This is a genomic window from Neobacillus sp. B4I6 (assembly GCF_050434045.1).
GTDB lineage: Bacteria > Bacillota > Bacilli > Bacillales > Cytobacillaceae > Neobacillus.
Genome location: NZ_JBNPWB010000002.1, coordinates 4,327,424 through 4,344,905, shown reverse-complemented (window position 1 = coordinate 4,344,905; position 17,482 = coordinate 4,327,424). Strand labels below are relative to the sequence as shown.

15 protein-coding genes are annotated in these 17,482 nt (G+C 35.6%); 11 read left to right on the top strand and 4 right to left on the bottom strand.

Features of this window, described 5'->3' with window-relative positions:
* The first annotated feature begins 1 nt into the window (after position 1).
* The 3 genes from QF028_RS23710 to QF028_RS23700 all read left to right on the top strand — a co-directional run bounded on the left by QF028_RS23710 (position 2) and on the right by QF028_RS23700 (position 2,316).
* A complete protein-coding gene (locus QF028_RS23710; protein WP_429469472.1) occupies positions 2-409 on the top strand; it encodes a PadR family transcriptional regulator in 408 nt (135 codons plus the stop codon).
* Between the two features lie 7 nt (positions 410-416).
* On the top strand, positions 417-1,679 hold the full coding sequence (locus QF028_RS23705; RefSeq protein WP_429469469.1) for an FtsW/RodA/SpoVE family cell cycle protein: 1,263 nt from the start codon (positions 417-419) through the stop codon (positions 1,677-1,679).
* A gap of 274 nt (positions 1,680-1,953) precedes the next feature.
* Positions 1,954-2,316: a hypothetical protein gene (locus QF028_RS23700; protein ID WP_429469466.1), complete on the top strand. Its 363-nt coding sequence runs from the start codon at positions 1,954-1,956 to the stop codon at positions 2,314-2,316.
* 56 nt (positions 2,317-2,372) lie between these two features.
* On the opposite strand, the gene QF028_RS23695 is transcribed toward QF028_RS23700, so the two are convergent.
* On the bottom strand, positions 2,373-3,035 hold the full coding sequence (locus tag QF028_RS23695) for a hypothetical protein (protein ID WP_429472492.1): 663 nt from the start codon (positions 3,033-3,035) through the stop codon (positions 2,373-2,375).
* Positions 3,036-3,481: 446 nt separating this feature from the next.
* Between QF028_RS23695 and QF028_RS23690 the strand changes: the two genes are divergently transcribed.
* From QF028_RS23690 to QF028_RS23675, 4 genes are all read left to right on the top strand, one after another.
* A complete protein-coding gene (locus QF028_RS23690) occupies positions 3,482-4,777 on the top strand; it encodes an IS110 family transposase (RefSeq protein WP_429465923.1) in 1,296 nt (431 codons plus the stop codon).
* A gap of 515 nt (positions 4,778-5,292) precedes the next feature.
* A complete protein-coding gene (locus QF028_RS23685) occupies positions 5,293-5,874 on the top strand; it encodes a pyridoxamine 5'-phosphate oxidase family protein (RefSeq protein ID WP_429469463.1) in 582 nt (193 codons plus the stop codon).
* Positions 5,875-6,104: 230 nt separating this feature from the next.
* Positions 6,105-6,695 carry a molybdopterin-dependent oxidoreductase gene (locus tag QF028_RS23680; RefSeq protein WP_215002209.1) on the top strand — a complete coding sequence of 197 codons (591 nt, stop codon included), beginning with the start codon at positions 6,105-6,107 and terminating at the stop codon, positions 6,693-6,695.
* A gap of 1,150 nt (positions 6,696-7,845) precedes the next feature.
* Complete coding sequence (locus tag QF028_RS23675; protein WP_429469459.1) at positions 7,846-7,974, top strand: hypothetical protein; 129 nt, start codon at positions 7,846-7,848, stop codon at positions 7,972-7,974.
* An 830-nt stretch (positions 7,975-8,804) separates the two neighbouring features.
* Here QF028_RS23675 and QF028_RS23670 read toward each other — a convergent pair.
* The 3 genes from QF028_RS23670 to QF028_RS23660 all read right to left on the bottom strand — a co-directional run bounded on the left by QF028_RS23670 (position 8,805) and on the right by QF028_RS23660 (position 10,937).
* Entirely contained in the window at positions 8,805-8,909 is a 105-nt protein-coding gene (locus QF028_RS23670) for a spore germination protein (RefSeq protein ID WP_410889529.1), read from the bottom strand.
* A gap of 428 nt (positions 8,910-9,337) precedes the next feature.
* A complete protein-coding gene (locus QF028_RS23665; RefSeq protein WP_429469456.1) occupies positions 9,338-10,297 on the bottom strand; it encodes a DUF3231 family protein in 960 nt (319 codons plus the stop codon).
* Between the two features lie 196 nt (positions 10,298-10,493).
* Positions 10,494-10,937: a hypothetical protein gene (locus QF028_RS23660; protein WP_429469453.1), complete on the bottom strand. Its 444-nt coding sequence runs from the start codon at positions 10,935-10,937 to the stop codon at positions 10,494-10,496.
* Between the two features lie 701 nt (positions 10,938-11,638).
* On the opposite strand from QF028_RS23660, the gene QF028_RS23655 reads away from it, so the two are divergent.
* The 4 genes from QF028_RS23655 to QF028_RS23640 all read left to right on the top strand — a co-directional run bounded on the left by QF028_RS23655 (position 11,639) and on the right by QF028_RS23640 (position 17,430).
* On the top strand, positions 11,639-12,625 hold the full coding sequence (locus QF028_RS23655; protein ID WP_429469451.1) for an NAD(P)-dependent alcohol dehydrogenase: 987 nt from the start codon (positions 11,639-11,641) through the stop codon (positions 12,623-12,625).
* Between the two features lie 215 nt (positions 12,626-12,840).
* Positions 12,841-13,671 carry a hypothetical protein gene (locus QF028_RS23650; RefSeq protein ID WP_429469448.1) on the top strand — a complete coding sequence of 277 codons (831 nt, stop codon included), beginning with the start codon at positions 12,841-12,843 and terminating at the stop codon, positions 13,669-13,671.
* A gap of 423 nt (positions 13,672-14,094) precedes the next feature.
* Positions 14,095-15,963, top strand: coding sequence for a V4R domain-containing protein (locus QF028_RS23645; RefSeq protein ID WP_429469446.1), 1,869 nt, complete (start codon positions 14,095-14,097; stop codon positions 15,961-15,963).
* A 282-nt stretch (positions 15,964-16,245) separates the two neighbouring features.
* Entirely contained in the window at positions 16,246-17,430 is a 1,185-nt protein-coding gene (locus tag QF028_RS23640; RefSeq protein WP_429469444.1) for an acyl-CoA dehydrogenase, read from the top strand.
* Positions 17,431-17,482: the final 52 nt, after the last annotated feature.

Here is a 17,482-nt window from a genome sequence, read left to right as displayed (position 1 = left end):
GGTGGAGGACCGTTTAAAGAACTTAAAAAAGGCGATGGATCAACGGGCGTTTTCTCAATTGAACTTTACAGAGAAGCATCGTAGAAACATCCGTGAAAAAATTAATCAACAAGCCGAAAATGACGAAGATATTCTGCTAGCGGTTATGCAGCTACTTGTTCATGAAAAAACAGGCTTTGAATTAACGAAGTTGTTGCGAGGAAGAGGTATCCGAAAATTTGAAGACAACGAAGGTTTTTTATACACTTTTTTACATCGATTAGAACAGTCTGGATCTATACAATCAAGCTGGACGGAAGATGAGACGAAGTATTATCAATTAACGGACAAAGGCCGAAGAGTGTTGAGAAAGGCAGAGAAAAAACAAAACAAAAAACAAGTGGTATTAAAAGAATTATTTGAGAGGTGATACAGTAGTGAACAAAAAACACGTTTTTTTAAATGAAGTCATCGCTCAAATCAAATCGAAGGAAGCAAAGAAATATGTTACGGATGAATTGAGTTATCACTTAAAGGAAGCGAAGAATGTATGGATAGAGAAGGGGTTAACAGGATCAGAGGCTGAGGAAAAAGCGGTAGATCAAATGGGAAGCCCGATTAAATTAGGCCAGCAGCTGAATAAACTCCATCGGCCAAAAGTAGATTGGATCCTCGTGGTTCTATTAATAACTATCTTTGGTCTCGGCTTTTTACCGATGTTTTCAATCGGTATTATGGGAGAATATTTATTAGTTTATAAAGTTGTTATTACTCTAATCGGCGGTGCGTTTACATTAGGGATTATGCTAATGGATTATAGGAAGTTAAAGAGACAAGGATGGTTATTTTATTCTATTGGAGTATTCTTTCTATTGGTGTTAAGACTATTTTCAAACACGACGATTAATGGACTTCAACTTCTTAGGATTGGACCGTTGACCATTGAAAGTATCATGTCTCTACCCTTCTTCTTCTTAGCGTGGGCAACATTTTTTAGTAATGAGAGGTTGAAGGTCTGGCAGTTTATTCTATTGTTCTTCCTGCCATTCTTTTTACTATTTACGGTACCAAGTATTTCAACTACCTACATTTACACCATCATGGTATTTTCGATGCTTTGGTGGAGCAAGTTTAGTCGAAAAATTGTTCTTTTGATCTGGGGAGGATCCGTTAGTTGTTTCTTGTTCGTGAATTTCATTTCTTGGAAGTTTTTAAACTATTATCAGAAAGATCGATTGTTGGCCTATCTAAACCCGGAAAAGTATTCGGATGGACCAGGATTTATGATCCTGCGTGTGAAAGAGCTTCTGTTAAAAGCAGGCTGGTTTGGTAACGCCATGAACAAGGAAATTATTCCTGAGGCCCATACTAATTTAGTGTTTGTAAGTTTAACCTACTATTACGGTTGGCTTTTTGCCATTATGCTAGTTTTAATCCTTTTCCTTTTTAGTGTAAGAATCATTGTCATCACAAGTAGGATAAAAGATTCGTATGGAAAACTTCTTCTAATCGGTGCAGTTGCACTTTATACGATACAGTTAGCGACTAATATCGGAATGACACTAGGTGTTTTCCCATTCATTGCGATGTCCTTGCCCTTTATAAGTTATGGATTAATGCCGATGCTGCTCAATGCGATATTAATTGGGATTGTCTTAAGCGTATATCGCCGAAAGGATCTAACCAGAATACAAATTTGAACTCCAGATAACCCGCTTAGGAAAAAGCTAAGCAGTGTGTTTCTCAATGGAAGCACACTGCTTTTAGTACGTTTTTAGTAAGATTATGGAAAAAATATAGACTTATTCAATTAACTGCCTTTATATACAGTATGATTTTCCACCGTATTAAACGTAAGCACTGATACGAAAAATGTGAGTTTTCTATCTTTGTAGAAGCATTAACAACAGTAAGTATTTATAGTTTTTAACTTTAACAAACATAGGACTTTACTTGGAGGGGGGGTATGATGCTTTGCTGCCTCTGAAACTTCCTGCTATCTTTATAGGAACTCTTGCGATGATATCATATGGTGTGACTTCGAGTATTTGGATTCAAAACATTATAATCTGGATATTAGGAACCTTTTTGGGTTCTGTTTTTTTAATTAGGACCAAGGGAAAAAATTTAAGCAAAGGTAATTTTAGTCATAACATTATTATAATAGCATTATTAGTTTTGCCATTCTGGTTTAATGATTTAGATGGTGTTCATCGATGGTTATCCTTTGGACCAATTAATCTATATATAGCAAGTATTATTTTACCCTTATTAATTATTCATTTATGGAAATGTTATTTTTATGTAAATAAGCCAAAAATATATAAAGGTGAATAAAATCTTGTATATTTTCAACTTATTAAAAATATTCGATTTGATGCTAAGGTACAAGTTTACCGTTCACATCTGAACTTGAACTTAGGCTCTGTCTGAATATAATAAGCATTTCTTACCTCTGCACTCCAGTTTGCAAAGGCTTCTCTCCATTCAATAGTGCTAAAGAATTCATCAACAGTTTGATTTTCAGAATCCCAAATTATAAATGTGTTGAGTGGAGCTATTCCTCCTGCCCAAATTCCATTATTTTGGTCAGTATTATCTTCCCTTACTAATAATAAGGGTAGACCAAATTGAAAAGCCATTGAAGGTTCTACTTGTGAATAAACTGACCCTTCCCAGAACGGAGTAGTTGAAGGGGGTTGGCCTACATTGGTGTTAACTATATCAACGAAAAAACGACGAAAATTCATTGCCAACATTCCATAGCTTGATGAAACCAACCGACGAATATCAGTTAAAATGATTTCGGGATAACTTTCGCTTAAAGGTAATGTACGTGGAAAAAGCAAAGCATTTTCAATCTCTAAAATTAGACGGTTTAGAAACTGATTTTGTTTGTCATTTAAATGAGTTGTCGTACTTAAAAATATGGGAATACGATAGGCACGCTCAATACATTCTTTGTGTCCCGATGATTGATATACTTTTTCTTCCTTTAAAAGTTCATTTTTAGAATTTCTTGAGAAATCTTTGCGTAATTCTCCTTTATATTTCATCACTTTCTCATCTCCTTTTTTAATTAGTCTATGGAAAAGGATTAAGTGAGATTGGACAAAACAACCTGATTTCTAAAATTAGGACTTTTAAAAAAAATTTAATAATTGGGCCTAAATTCGAATTTCATTTTCGTTTAGGCCCTACAAACTGATATATTCCTACTATCAAATCATACATAGATTAATTGTACAGGGGAAGATAGTTTACTGGAGTTTCCTAAAAATTAATTTTAGAAATTGTGAAATATTTCACTTAAACTAACGGGTGCAAGAGTTTAAGATCGGAGCTGCCATTGGAGCAGCTTTTCTTATTCAGCTAACGGGGCAGCATTCCTGTAATGAGTGAAAATGAGGTTTGAACAAAAAAATAACCTCTTGGTAGAATAAGAGTGTCCTGAAGCTGGCCAGCGAAAAAGGACAACACTCAAATACCAGGAGGCTTTAAAATGAATTATAACCAAAATAAGAAGATTGCTCAAATTACTTCCCAAACTCTTATTATAGGAGTCGATATTGCTAAATTCAAGCATGTGGCACGTGCCCAGGACTTTAGAGGAATGGAGTTCGGATCACCTTGTTATTTTGAAAATACAAAAGAGGGGTTCGGGCATTTTCTTACATGGATTTCTGAACTGAAGAGAGAACAAGACATGGAAAAAGTGATGGTTGGAATGGAACCAACTGGCCACTATTGGTTCAACCTCGCACATATTCTGAAAGAAAATGAGATTAAGTTTGTAGTAGTCAATCCCTTGCATGTAAAGAAAAGCAAGGAACTCGATGATAATTCGCCAACTAAAAATGATGTAAAGGACGCCAAAGTAATAGCTCAGCTGGTCAAAGACGGAAGATACGCCGAACCTACTATCCCACAAGGAGTTTATGCCGAGCTCCGAGTGGCAAAGAAAATTCGCGATCTTCTAACTGATGACCTCCAAACCGTCCAAGGACAGGTTCATAACTGGATTGATCGGTACTTTCCAGAATTTCTAACGGTCTTTAAGAAGTGGGAAGGCAAGGCAGCATTACAATTCTTAAAACTATATGCTTTACCGCATGAGATAGTAAAATTCTCTGAAGTAGAACTGCTTGCCCACTTAAGAAAAGCAGTTTCCCGGAGTGTGGGGCTTAATAAGATACGAGAGTTAAAGCAAGCAGCCAGTAAGTCCATTGGACTTCGGCAAGGCTCTGATATGGCTAAACTGGAGCTGAAAACTTTACTAGATAAATATGATTTAATCCAGCTTAAATTCGAAGAATTAGATTCAAAAATAGATATTTTACTTGATGAAATACCAGGTGTACCACAAATGTTGGCCATTAAAGGTGTTGGAAGGGATACGGTTGCCGGTTTCTTTGCGGAAGTAGGTGACCTCAATGATTATACTCATCCCCGACAAATTATTAAGCTGGCTGGCTTAAGTTTAAAAGAAAATACATCCGGTAAGCACAAGGGGAAAACGACCATCACAAAGAGGGGACGTAAGAAACTAAGGGCCCTGTTGTTTAGAGTATGTATGATACTAGTAGCTAAGAATTCAGCTTTTAAAGAATTACATGCCTACTATACTCAACGTTCTGATAATCCATTAAAGAAGATGCAATCCCTTATTGCTTTATGTAATAAGCTGATCCGTATTTTCTTTAGCATAGGTAAAAAGCAATTTGAATTTAGCGAAGAAAAGATGTTAAAGGATATTCCTCATGTGTCAGTAACAAAGAAGGCAGAACTGGCTGCTTAATTCTGTTTTAAATTAGATTAAATAGTAATTGCATTATAGATTTGGGTACATTTGAAGCACGGATTAGTCGGCAAAGCAACTAAATTACGGGCAAGGACCCTGTGGGGCAGCATGGCTGACATCCACCTCATGGAAAGGTTGGACGAAGGAATTTGAGAGCGAAGACTCTGTGAGGCATGGGAGGGTTGACCTCCATGAGAAATGTGGACATCCACCAGTGCGATCATATTTTGACTAAACAACCAATTTCTTCCAGGTTATTGGTTGGTGGGCTATAAGTCTTTTTTCTCAAAGGGTCCAGTTTTATCCTTTTCAGTAATGTTCACCCAACTATTAAGTGATTACCGGAAGGTAAACTACTATGAAAATCTAAGAAAAACGGAGAAATCGTGAGATTTTGCTTTCTTTATTGAGGGAGGTTAATTGAAGAATTGAATAATAACCTAACAACTATGTGTTAAGATATAAGGCAGAATTACTGAAAGGGTTGAAAGAAAATGTCAAGAGGGGAACACTTGCTGCAAGAACAACATGGGACTATAAAGAAAGCATCCTCTTTTTATGAGAACCAAATGCTTAATTACCTAAATGATAAGATGATAGATTTTATAGTTAAGCAAGGTATGATGTTTATTGCTACAGCTGATTCTAGTGGAAACTGTGACTCCTCTTTTAGAGCTGGCTCAGTAGGTTTTGTAAGGGTTATTAATGATAAAACATTAATATATCCTGAATACAAGGGGAATGGTGTTATGGCAAGTTTAGGAAACATCATTGAAAATCCCCATATAGGATTAATGTTTATAGATTTTTTTGAGCATTCCATTGGGTTACATGTAAATGGTACAGCCTCTATTATAGAAAATGGACAATTAGCCTCATTAAAGATGACAGAAAAGATAATGAATGATATTAAAGAAAAAGAAGGTAATAGACCAGAACGTTGGGTTATTATCAAAGTTGATGAAGCTTATATTCATTGTTCAAAACATATCCCAAAGCTAAAACAAATCGACAAAAAAATATATTGGGGAACTGATGATGAGAAACAAAAGGGTGGGGATTTTTTCAAAGCAAAACAAAGTAAAAAAGATTAAAAAAATATAGCTAGCGGGTGCGATTGCTTAACAAAGTGGTCGCTTTTTTCTTCTTCAAGTAACGGGAGCAGGATAGTGGAATAAGAAATTTATGGGAATATACTGGTTCCAAATTTTAGGTAAATCTCAAATAACGGATTTGACTACAGTATGCTTTCATTATTTTGAAGCAAACTATACAAAGCACTGTGATTTAATTAACGTTTAAGATGAAAAAGGGATGGTGTAAGATGAAAAAGCAGCTTCCACCTGGCCAATTCGAAACAGAAAAATGGCCAATACTGCACACAGGGGATGTTCCCGAGTTTAATGAAATCACATGGGATTTCAGACTTTTTGGTGAGGTGAAGGAAGAAAAGTCCTTATCCTATAAGGAAATCATGGAGCTTCCAAAGACCATATCAAGCGTTAACATGCATTGTGTTACCACCTGGTCTAAATTTGATACAACTTTTGAAGGAATTGCACTTAGAGAGTTATTGAAATTTGTTGAAATTAATGAAGGTGTAAAATACATTAAAATTTACGGATACTACAATGGGGACAGATTTGGTTATTCTGCAAACCTGCCGCTAGAGCCTTTATTAGGGGACGATTCTTTGTTTGTATACCGTTGGAAGGATAAAAATCATGATTGGCATGATATTGATCAAAAACATGGTTATCCACTAAGGTTTATTCCACCAGAAGTATTTTATCTATGGAAAGGCTCAAAGTGGGTTTCAGGGATTGAGTTTATGAAAGTAGACGAGGCTGGTTTTTGGGAAGAGCTTGGCTATTCGATGACAGCAAATCCATTTAAAGAAGAGCGGTACCGTTAACACAGGCTACGAAACAAAAAGGAGGGTGAGAAGTACTTAAACTTTTGATACTTTGCTTCCAATAAAAAAGCAAGGCCATTTTTTTTGTAACGGTGCAGGTTAATGGAAGAAGAATGGATTCTAGCTATTCCGAATGGAAGAACGACAAAAACGAAAACAGAAAGAAAAACCGTAGTATTTTTCGCATTGAGGATCTCTTTACATTGTTAGTAAAGGCTAATAGTTAATTCAAAGTCAACAGTGGACAGAAGTTGAAAGAAAACAACTCATTATCACCAATGGAGGCTTAATGAACCTACAGAATTGTAGATTAGTATCACCCTTTTAGGAACAAATATAAACTTAAATTTACCGAATGTTGGCTTATTCGTAGGATTTCAAATATGTACGGAGTACCAGATTCTTCAACATAAGGGCACGGACCCATTAGTTTAGCATGATTGGCCTCCCACCCCTTGGATAGGCATGACGAAGGAATGATAGGGCATTGACCCGTTGAGACATGGGAGGGAAAGCCTCCAAGGCGGCGTGGAGCACGTACTATATGGTAAAATATGGAGTAATAATTTACTCCTCTATTTAACTATGCCTTCAGGTAGCCATAATGATCTGAACTCATTTCAATTTACCGTTTCACCTAACCGAAAGGTTATGAAATCCTGCGAATAAGCGAGTATTCGGGAGAAAATCGTATTAAACTGAGGGAGTTGAATAAATTAAATGGGATAAAAGATACACAAGTTATTCGAAAAAAGGTTAAGTAAGGAAGATTTGGCAAATTATAAGTAGAAGGAGGATTTGAAATGAAATTTACTATTCGTATTTTCTTCAGGGAAAACTTTAATAATTCAATATTTTAAAGAGAGCTAAAAAAATCCTTAGAGGAAATTAGTGTATCTGTTACAAGTATTAATTTTAATCAATTTGAAGAAAAATTCATACATAATAAAAGGAATATTATTGAGATAAATGTTGAAGTCAAAGGGGACTATATCGATTACAGAACCGTTTTTGGTTGTGTATTTTTAGTATTAGATGAACTTTCTTTAAATTTATCTGGATTAGATATAAATGAATAATAGGCTTCCCTAAGTGCTTTGGTATTTTTAAATTTTCCCTTATAAAAAATTTGTTTTTTAAGGAGGAAATTATGAAAGAATTTATTATTTCATATATAGAAGATAATGAAATTGGTGGCCATAAAAAGGAAATCCTCGTTGTAACGAAGACTTTCAATCATGCTATGAAGAGTATATTCAAAAATATCCAACCATGGTAGGTATTGTTCAGCAATTTGATGAAGAGCACGAAACCATAAATTTTCTCCGCCCTAACAATATTCAAATAGAAAAAGTTACTGACGAAATCTTCGAGGAAGAAGAGAAAAAAAGAGAAGTTTATGATGGATGATATATATCCACATTTCAGACTGAAGTGTTGACCATTTTGTCAATGCTGCAAAATTCATAGCTAAAAATTATCGAAAATCAGGCTGCTAAATTTGGTGGCTTTTCTGAAGTGCATAAAAATCCGAACATAGAGCAGATTTATGAGAAACTATTTGGTTTGAATAAACAACTATTTTCTTATTGGTCTAGGAATATACTTTTTAAGACACAGTGGTGGATAACTTTGGGGTTGTTAATAATTCCATGGATAATTGTATTGATTGTTATTCCGATATCAATGGTATGAAATCCTGCGAATAAGCGAGTATTCGGGGGAAAATCGTATTAAACTGAGGGAGCGAAAGAAGTGGAATGAAAACCCATTTTCCTTAATCCTGCATTTGACAAAAAAATTTTCGATTATTTTTTAGTCGGTAAAATACGAGGCAAGATGTAAAACTTAGAATTGAAAATAAAAGCAAGTGTATGCAAAACAACTTATCAGGTTCCGCAACTTGACAAGGAGCCTCTGCGGGCATGCTTTCCCTGCCAGGAAACCAGATGGCAAAGACATCTGGCTTGCCGAAACAGGCTAGCATACCCGCCTCTCCTAGTAAAGTCGCTAGAAGGATCTCTTATGCTAATAAGCAGTATGCCCTGGTTTGGCGGTTAGTCTACTTGACCTTAATTTTTTTGTTCAGTTAAGTTAAGTGTAGCCGATTCAAGGCAATAATAATGCTATTAAAAGTGCAAAGAATCGTACAGCTCTTAATGTAACTCCTAACCAAAACCTCTCATAATAATCCTCAGATGCTTGCAAGAACATTTTCAAGTAGATGGCAAAGTCTTTTTAGAGTAACAGATTATTCCTGCTTTATTCTTGTTAGGAAATAAGATGATACAAAAACCGTATAATAAGTACGACAATATATCCTCAATTTTATCTGAAAAAAAACTGATGCTGTGGGAAACACATTTTCTAATACTGTGATATCGACATCATCGTTTCCGTGAGGATAATTTTTTACAACTTTTTCAAGCAAGGATTCGTATAATAATGTTTCGTCAACAATATTTTCACAATAGATAAAAATAATTTGCTTCCCTTTAATATTTCGAGGGTTTAAAATTCTATATCCTCACAATGTGTAAGTTTATCTTGGAAAAATTTATAATTTTGCTCTATAGAATCGGTTGATTTTTCCATAAAATTCCTCCTTCTTTATTATTTACACTATTGGATTCAGTTTATAATTATTTAATTGACCTACTAGTTAATGGTGGTTCATTAAACCAACCTTTTTTAACCAATAGTTTAAACCCTTTTTCTGAAAAACTTTGGACCTGTTCCATTAATTCATTTAGTATTTTGACATGATTCTTCTTATAACTAGATACAGCAGCGTTTTGTAAATTTATTATTCCAATAGGATTTAAAAACATTATTAGGTTCGTCATTAACTTATCTGAAAATGGAGATTCATGGACCCTATGAACGAAGCTCTCTAGTCCAGTTGTAGTACTAATTCCGTTTTCCCTTAAAATATCCGATAAAGTAGCAGCTTGATGAAAAGCTAATTTCTTGCCATCATTAAATAATTGCTTTGACTCTTCATCTTTTACAACATCAGCAAAAGCAGCGCATAGAGCAACACCAACATTATTGCATTGAAGTGGACTGTACATATGTCCCAATTCTACCGCATTAAGTGGCCTCAATTGTGTAGATACAACCTTAAACAGTTTACTCTCTCTTTCATGTGCTTTCATGTATAAAAATGGACTGTTTTGTAACAAGTTCTTTTCTTTTAATAAACCTAAAAGAGATTCATCAATTTGAATAATCTTAGTGAGGACTTCACTAAAGAATTTCTTTACATTCATATCCGCTAGTTCTGAATATTGAGAAGCGAGGACCCGCATCCCATTTCCGGTAATATGCTTAAGAATTTCAATGATTAATTGATCGGTAAAAAGCTTTACTGAGGAGTTATATAAATCGTCTTCACTGAAAAATGGCGTTTCATTATAACCGCTGTCATTTAATATCTTTGTAGCCTCTTTTTCTTGAAATGTAGATAATGAATTGATTTCATCTAGAACACTTCTCAAATCTTTATCCTCAGCAGTGTCAATAAGATTTTTTAAAATAATATTAACCATATTCGAACTTGATTGTAGATACCAAAGAAAGCCGAACTCATTTACGTTCATACAAAAGGCTCCTTCATTATTTATTTTCTCTTATTAGAATGACAAAAATATTGGTAATTATTCAGGGGATATTTCTAATTAATACATTTAGTCTCAATCTCAAACTTTATTAATTATTGTAATTTATATAATTTAATTAGAGTTTCTGTTAAAAGAATACTAATTAAATTCACTGGCTCTCAGGTTTCTCAATAGCTTATTTAATGATTTTCATTAGTAAAAGGCCTATCCAAATTCCTGGTATCACGCACAAAATTGGTAACCATATTGGGCCAAATAAAAATCCGAATATCTTGAAAGTTGATGAATATATACACCCCACTGTTACAAAGAAAGCACAAAAAACGAATGGTAAATAAGAATATTTTCTATTTCCTCCACCAGCATCTTTATAAGCATCCCACATAGCAAAAAAGTATAAACAAGGGTAAAACATTAGCCATAAGTAATCAGTTTGAGCAATGGCTTTTTCGATTTCTCCATGAAAACTAGAAATTATAACAACATTAAAATTTGCATTTACATTTATAAGGAATTCTAAAAATACAAAAACAATACCTTTTATTAGTTTGCCATTTAAAAATTGACCAAAGCCAGGAAGAGCAATACTCCATAGTAATACTTCTTTTGAGTTAGTCACCTAATTCAAGCTCCTTACCAAGTTTCTTATAGTGTGATTATGTCAATTGTAAAAAAGGCAATCGCACTAATCATTATTCATTAAAAACTTAATTAGTTTTTTATTGTGGAAATAAAATTTAACATTACACCAACGTAACCTTAGAATGTCCTGCTTAACATAAAAAATGTGATGAAAAGTACAGTGATGGCATTTCATTTCTAAATATTAATAAACAGAGATATCCAATAAAAAGACGTGCTTCTATCAACATGGTCTTATAAAAAGCATAGAAAACTTATGATAAAACACATCCATTTTTAATCAATTATGAAATGACTAATGCATAGGTTCAAAAGTTATAATAAATTTGATAATCCTTGTTCAACTAAAGGGTCCTTTATCACAGTAATGAATAAAATTAATAAGCCTAAAATATGCAAGTTTTATGCACACTTGCATATTTTAGCTTTTTTTACATTCAAAAAACATACTCCCACATCAGCATTTTAAAATTTCCAAATACACCCAGAGGCTCCTAGACAAGACCTTAAACGCTTATCTATGGATACATATAAACAAAGATAAAAGGTGCACCATTCGTAGGTTTTGTTGTTGATACTGTATATAACTGCCCAATAGTTTTAAGGAGTGAACCCTCGTTCTATTTGTTCGTAGACCTTCGTAGATATAAATGAATATAACGAATTGGAGGAGAATATATGCGAGCAATTGAGTACACAAAATACGGACCCCCCGACGTTCTTCAACTGAAAGAGGTAGAAAAACCTTCTCCTAAGGAAAATGAAATCCTGGTAAAAGTAAAAGCGACAACCGTAACAGTAGCAGATATTCGGGCACGGAGTTTTACAGTTCCTCCCGCTTTTTGGCTGCCTGCCCGACTAACACTTGGTTTTAGACAACCCCAAAAAACTACATTGGGGATGGAGTTAGCTGGGGAAGTTGAGGCAGTAGGGAAAAATGTCAAAAGGTTTAAGGAAGGTGATCAGGTTTTTGCTGCTTCTCTTTTGGGTTTTGGTGCTTATGCTGAGTATAAGTGTCTGCCGGAAGATGGACCAGTATCTATTAAGCCCTCCAATTTAACATATGAAGAAGCCGCCGCCATTCCGATTGGAGCACGCACCGCATTGTATTTTCTTAGAAAAGCTGACATTCAGAGCGGTCAAAGGGTTCTAGTTTATGGTGCTTCAGGAAGTGTAGGAAGTTATGCAGTTCAGATTGCCAAATATCTCGGAGCAAATGTTACAGGAGTATGCAGTACCACGAATATAGAATTGGTAAAATCTCTTGGAGCGGATCAGGTAATTGATTACACTGCAGAAGATTTTTCGAGTAAAGGCGAGACTTATGATGTGATCTTTGAAGCGGTTGACAAGAGCTCGTTTTCGGCTTGTATGAAATCGCTAAAGAAGGACGGAACCTATATAAATGTCACTGTACCGTTACCAGGTGTTCGGATGCTATGGACTAAATTGACAAGCAGCAAAAAACTAATATTGAGTCAAAACTCACCTGAAACTTCAGAAGCACTAGATTTTCTTAAAGAACTTGTTGAGACGGGGAAGTTAAAAGTGGTCATTGACAGATCCTATGCGTTTGAAGAAATCGTTGAGGCTCATAGATATGTCGAAAAAGGACACAAAAAGGGAAATGTTGTCATAACGGTGGAACCTAACAACAAATCCTAAAATATGAAGGACTATAAAAAGATGATATGTACCAGATAATGTAGTAGTAGGTGGTAATCCCGCAAAAGTAATTAAACAAATAGAATAATAAACTAGGTCTTATTGGTTTAATAAAGAACTGAAGTTGATAGAATTAGAATTATATGGAAAATGGGGAAAAATCCAGGTTACACGTATCTTTCGTTCACCCATAAACTAAATATGGGGTGATGAATGTGTTATTACGAAATCAAATGGACACCACTTCTTGTCAACAAAAGTATTTTCGTCCATCATGTTTACCAGCATTAAATTTGAGATTTAATAATGGGGATTTCTACTTACCATATTATGAAAAAACTCATGACCAAATTCAAGTACCAAAGGAATTGACTAGAACCCCAGAAGATACCCTCCTGAATTATTTTAGCATTTTGCGTGAAGCAGAAAATATGGGAGGGCGAAGTTGCGGTTCGATCGGTCATGCACGTATTCCATTTCCGCTTGCATACAATTTTTTGTCTAAGAATTATCAAATAAAATTAAGCTATGAAGATTATTTAAATTTATTTGCTGGGATAGGTCATACGAATTTGATAAAGCTTTGTCAAGTGCCAGATGGAAAACGGGGAATAAGGTTTTTTTATGAAATTGAAACGATAGAGGGGTTTGAAGGCAAGAGGGCTGAGTATTTTGGCTATTCATACGGATTTATCCAGCTTATTCACGAAGAAGAAGGTTATCGAATATCAGATTTGCGACAGCTTCCTGAGGACTTTCTATGCGCACCTTATCATGGATGGAGTCATGATGGGGAATCAGTAGTAGAGGTGAAATATGGAAATTGGTGCAAGTTAATTCAGGTAATATACCCAACGATAAAAATTGGATATGTTAAAAATATTTGTTTTCACGGTAAGGATGGTGCTGATTATTGTTTAATGTTTATTACCTTAACAAATGGAACTGACATCGAAATTGCTCAATTTCGCAAAGTTGGCATTGAAAAGTGGAAACAGATAAAAATGAAGCCCGAAGAAGAGTGTTTAACAGAGAAAGGGGACTGATAAGTTATATACTTTATGAAATGGGGAGCCTTGAGCGGAAATCAACAGACCAGTTTAACAGAGCTATTCTATTAAAGGTTGCAGGTAAATGAAAGAAGGATATTAAGAAATAGGAGAGGAATGTAGTTTGGGAGAAAGTTAATTAAAGTTGCAGAACAGAAAAATTTTTTAACTAATGCTATTTTAGAACTAGAGGAGAAATTTGTAAGTTATCGTAACACTTGTTATTTTTTCAAATCTATGGGAACGATTTGGAGAAGATCCTCTAGGTTAAGGTGCTCTTCGAGGGAAAATGGTGAATTTTGATTGATGGTCTATTTGAAAAGCCTTATGATTAAATTACTGAAATTTGAGGCATACGAAAAGATTTGTTTTCAACTAGAAGGACGTATGCTATCTATCATGAAAACAGGATGTGTTAGCATGAACGTCAAGGTTTCGGAGGAGAGTTATAGCCACGAGGTAGTTGCAGGTGACCGTAAGATTGTTACATCTGCATCCGTTTTCGGGATTCTCAGGCAGCAACTGGCAAAGAATATTGGCATTAAGAGGATAAAGGGATTTTTATTTCATTATGGCTGGGAAATGGGTGTCAAAATTGCCAATGAAGTGGTGCAAACCGAATCCTCACTAGAAAATCTCATCAAACATGGGCCGATTCTTCACATTCAAAATGGGCATATAAGAGGGATTAAACATGATTGCTCTTATGAGTTAGATGAACAACGCCGGATCCAATATTTCTTTTCATCCGGAACATGGATTGATTCTTATGAGGCTGAGGAGCATATAAAGCATCTCGGAGTATCTAATGGTCCGGTTTGTCACACATTGAGCGGATTTGCGAGCGGTTTTATGACAACAATATTTGGAGAATCGCTTCTGTCGAGAGAAATCACTTGTGTGGGGAAGGGCGATTCGGAGTGCCGATGGGTGATGAAGCCCAAAAAGGAATGGGAAAAGGAACTTCAAGATGAGCATGAACTCGATTATTATAATGAAACACCGATTGTAAAAGAACTTGAGTTAACCTATGACCAATTATTGGATCAGAAAAATGTCGTCACTCGCTTGGCCAATTTTCAAAACAAATTGACCGAAGAGATTATTAATGGCAGTGATTTGCAAACCCTAGCTGATATGGTATATAAAATGATGCAAATCCCCATTATCGTTGAGGATACGTTACATCGAACGATTACCTATTCGGGGCTATCGAAGGAAAAATATTTGGATTATCGAGACGATATGGAAAGTTATCTTCAAGAAAATCGATTAAGCACGAAGTCACTTTTACCCTTTAGAAAAAAAGTGATCAAAACTTCGATTCAAGAACGTCTCATCACCCCAATCATTTTACAAAAAGAGGTAATCGGTTATTGTACCTTGCTTTATGATGAAATGAAAAATCATCATCACGAAGAGGATTATTTGTTTTTAGACCGATTTGCCAATGCAGCCTCACTCATTCTCTTAAATGAGAAAACAAAGGTAGAAACGTTTGAGAGAATGAAGGGGAATTTTCTTGAACAAATAGTAGAGGGCAGGCTGTCTACAAATGAGATCATCAATCGAGGGAAATATACTGGTGTAGATCTTGAGCAGAAATACTATCTATCGGTAGTGGAATATAAAAAAATCCAAAGTTCAATTGAAGATGAGTTTCTTCTGCAGGAACATATTTTTGAAACGACCTTTCATTATTTCAATGAGAAAAAGCATAATATCTTGGTTGGACACCGTGATGGCAACATGGTGTTATTGATTACCAATGAAACCATTCAAAAGAAAGCAATCTATGATGTGATAAAAGAATACCTCGATTATATGTTAAAAAAATATCCACAAGGTCATTTTAAATGTGGTATCAGCCATCTAGAGGATGATATTTGCCATGCATCCAGATGTTACGAGGAAGCAACCATTGCTTTACGATTAGCAGTCAAGAAGCATATCGTCCCGTTTCAATCATTAGGGATCGTAGGGGTACTGATTAACGCGAAAAATATCAGTGGGATTAAACTAATTGCTGAACAAGAATTAGGACCTCTATATAACATGACAGATCCAAAAATCCTCGAACTTCTAAAAACTTTGTATAGTTTTTTGTTGAATGGGGGAAAGCTTGAGCAAACGATGAGTGATTTGTCTTTATCGATGAGCGGGCTCCGGCATAGGATTAGCAGAATCGAAAGCTTATTAGAAAAAGACCTTCGCGATTCAGATGAAATGCATCAATTACTACTGATTATAAAATCGTTGATTGCCATAGGGGAACTCACATTAGATTAGAGCCATCCGGAATAAGCCGGGTGGTTTTTCTTCTGCCTTTTTCCACCGCTGATTTCTCTTGGATGAACAAATTTTGTCTAGTAAATTAAAAAACATAGACATTTTTTGCCCTAGTATGAAAATTCCAAATTATATAAACTTTATTTACAAGGTTGAAATAGTAAAAACCTAGTTCAATTTCAAATGTAAGCGGTGCCAGCTAAATTGACCAACGGACGTTAGTCCATAACCTATTATTTTTCTCAACAATTATATCTAATCAAACAGAAGGGGTGTAGAACGATGGCAAGTTTTGTATTAAAAGGGGAAGATATCACAGTTGAAGATTTACTAGCCGGAGCGGAACGAATTGGAAAATTGGCAGAGCAAGAAGCACTAGAAGCAGAGAAAAATGCGACTATATCACAAAATGTGGTGAACCTCATCAAAGAAACGCAAATTTCACGGATGATGCTTCCAAAAAAATATGGCGGACCACAGGCAGATTTGAAAACGTTTGCTAAGGTCGTTCGTAAGGTGGCGAATTACAATATTTCAGCAGCTTGGCTTACCTATCTTTATCCGCTTCATAATATGCTTCCAGCATTTCTTCCTGAAAAGGGTGCAGACGAAATCATTCATCAGGGCGGATTAATTTGCGATATCTTTGCTGCATTAGGAAAAGCAGAACGGGATGGCGATGGTTATCGTATCAGTGGCAAGTGGAGTTTTGTCAGTGGTGTCAATTATAGTGATTGGGTTGGTGTTGGGGTTATGATTCAGTTTCCTGACAGCGAACAACCTGTATATTGTTTGCCAATGCTAAAAACATCCGAGGTGGAAGTGGTCCATAACTGGGATACATTTGGCTTAAGAGGATCAGGCAGTAACCAAATTATTGCCGATCAAGTGTATGTCCCAATGGAGCGGATTTTGCGTTTAGATCAAGCAGAGCTTACAAGAAGACCACCGCTAGAAGAATATGACATAGACTATCCTTTTTATCATGTCCCATTCTTTCCCTCCTTCTATTTGGGATTCGGTTACATGGCCCTGGGCGGGGCAGAACGGATTCTTAAGGAATTTAAAGTGCTTACTGAAAAACGTGTGCGCTTAATGGATGGAGTAAGGGAAAGTGAGTCACCAAGAAGTCAGCGGGTATTAGCCGAAATGACAACTGATTTCCACCTGGCGGAAGCTTTGCTAGAAAAATATATTAATCTGCTAGAAAACTATGAAACAGATGGCTGTATAACTCCTCCATCTGAATTCTTTGCAATCCGCACAAAAGCGATTAAGATTTGCACGGATATTGCCGTAAGATCTCTGTTAACTCTTGGCGGAGGTGCTCTTTATAAAGGCGGACCAATGGAATTGTTCTTAAGGGATATCATCGCCGTTGCTACACATAAAACTTCTTTATACGAAGATGCGGTTGCTGCATATGGTCAGGAGTTATTTGGTTTTAACAGTGGAGTTAGGGGTTAAATTCGAAGGGTACGAATCATAGCTAACAAGCTTTATAGAAATTTTTATCACA

Coding starts and splice junctions, on each gene's coding strand:
- QF028_RS23695 (WP_429472492.1), bottom strand. CDS start 3,035: ATGAAATATAAAGGAGAATTACGCAAAGATTTCTCAAGAAATTCTAAA.
- QF028_RS23690 (WP_429465923.1), top strand. CDS start 3,482: ATGAATTATAACCAAAATAAGAAGATTGCTCAAATTACTTCCCAAACT.
- QF028_RS23680 (WP_215002209.1), top strand. CDS start 6,105: ATGAAAAAGCAGCTTCCACCTGGCCAATTCGAAACAGAAAAATGGCCA.
- QF028_RS23675 (WP_429469459.1), top strand. CDS start 7,846: ATGAAAGAATTTATTATTTCATATATAGAAGATAATGAAATTGGTGGC.
- QF028_RS23670 (WP_410889529.1), bottom strand. CDS start 8,909: ATGTTCTTGCAAGCATCTGAGGATTATTATGAGAGGTTTTGGTTAGGA.
- QF028_RS23665 (WP_429469456.1), bottom strand. CDS start 10,297: ATGAACGTAAATGAGTTCGGCTTTCTTTGGTATCTACAATCAAGTTCG.
- QF028_RS23655 (WP_429469451.1), top strand. CDS start 11,639: ATGCGAGCAATTGAGTACACAAAATACGGACCCCCCGACGTTCTTCAA.
- QF028_RS23645 (WP_429469446.1), top strand. CDS start 14,095: ATGAACGTCAAGGTTTCGGAGGAGAGTTATAGCCACGAGGTAGTTGCA.
- QF028_RS23640 (WP_429469444.1), top strand. CDS start 16,246: ATGGCAAGTTTTGTATTAAAAGGGGAAGATATCACAGTTGAAGATTTA.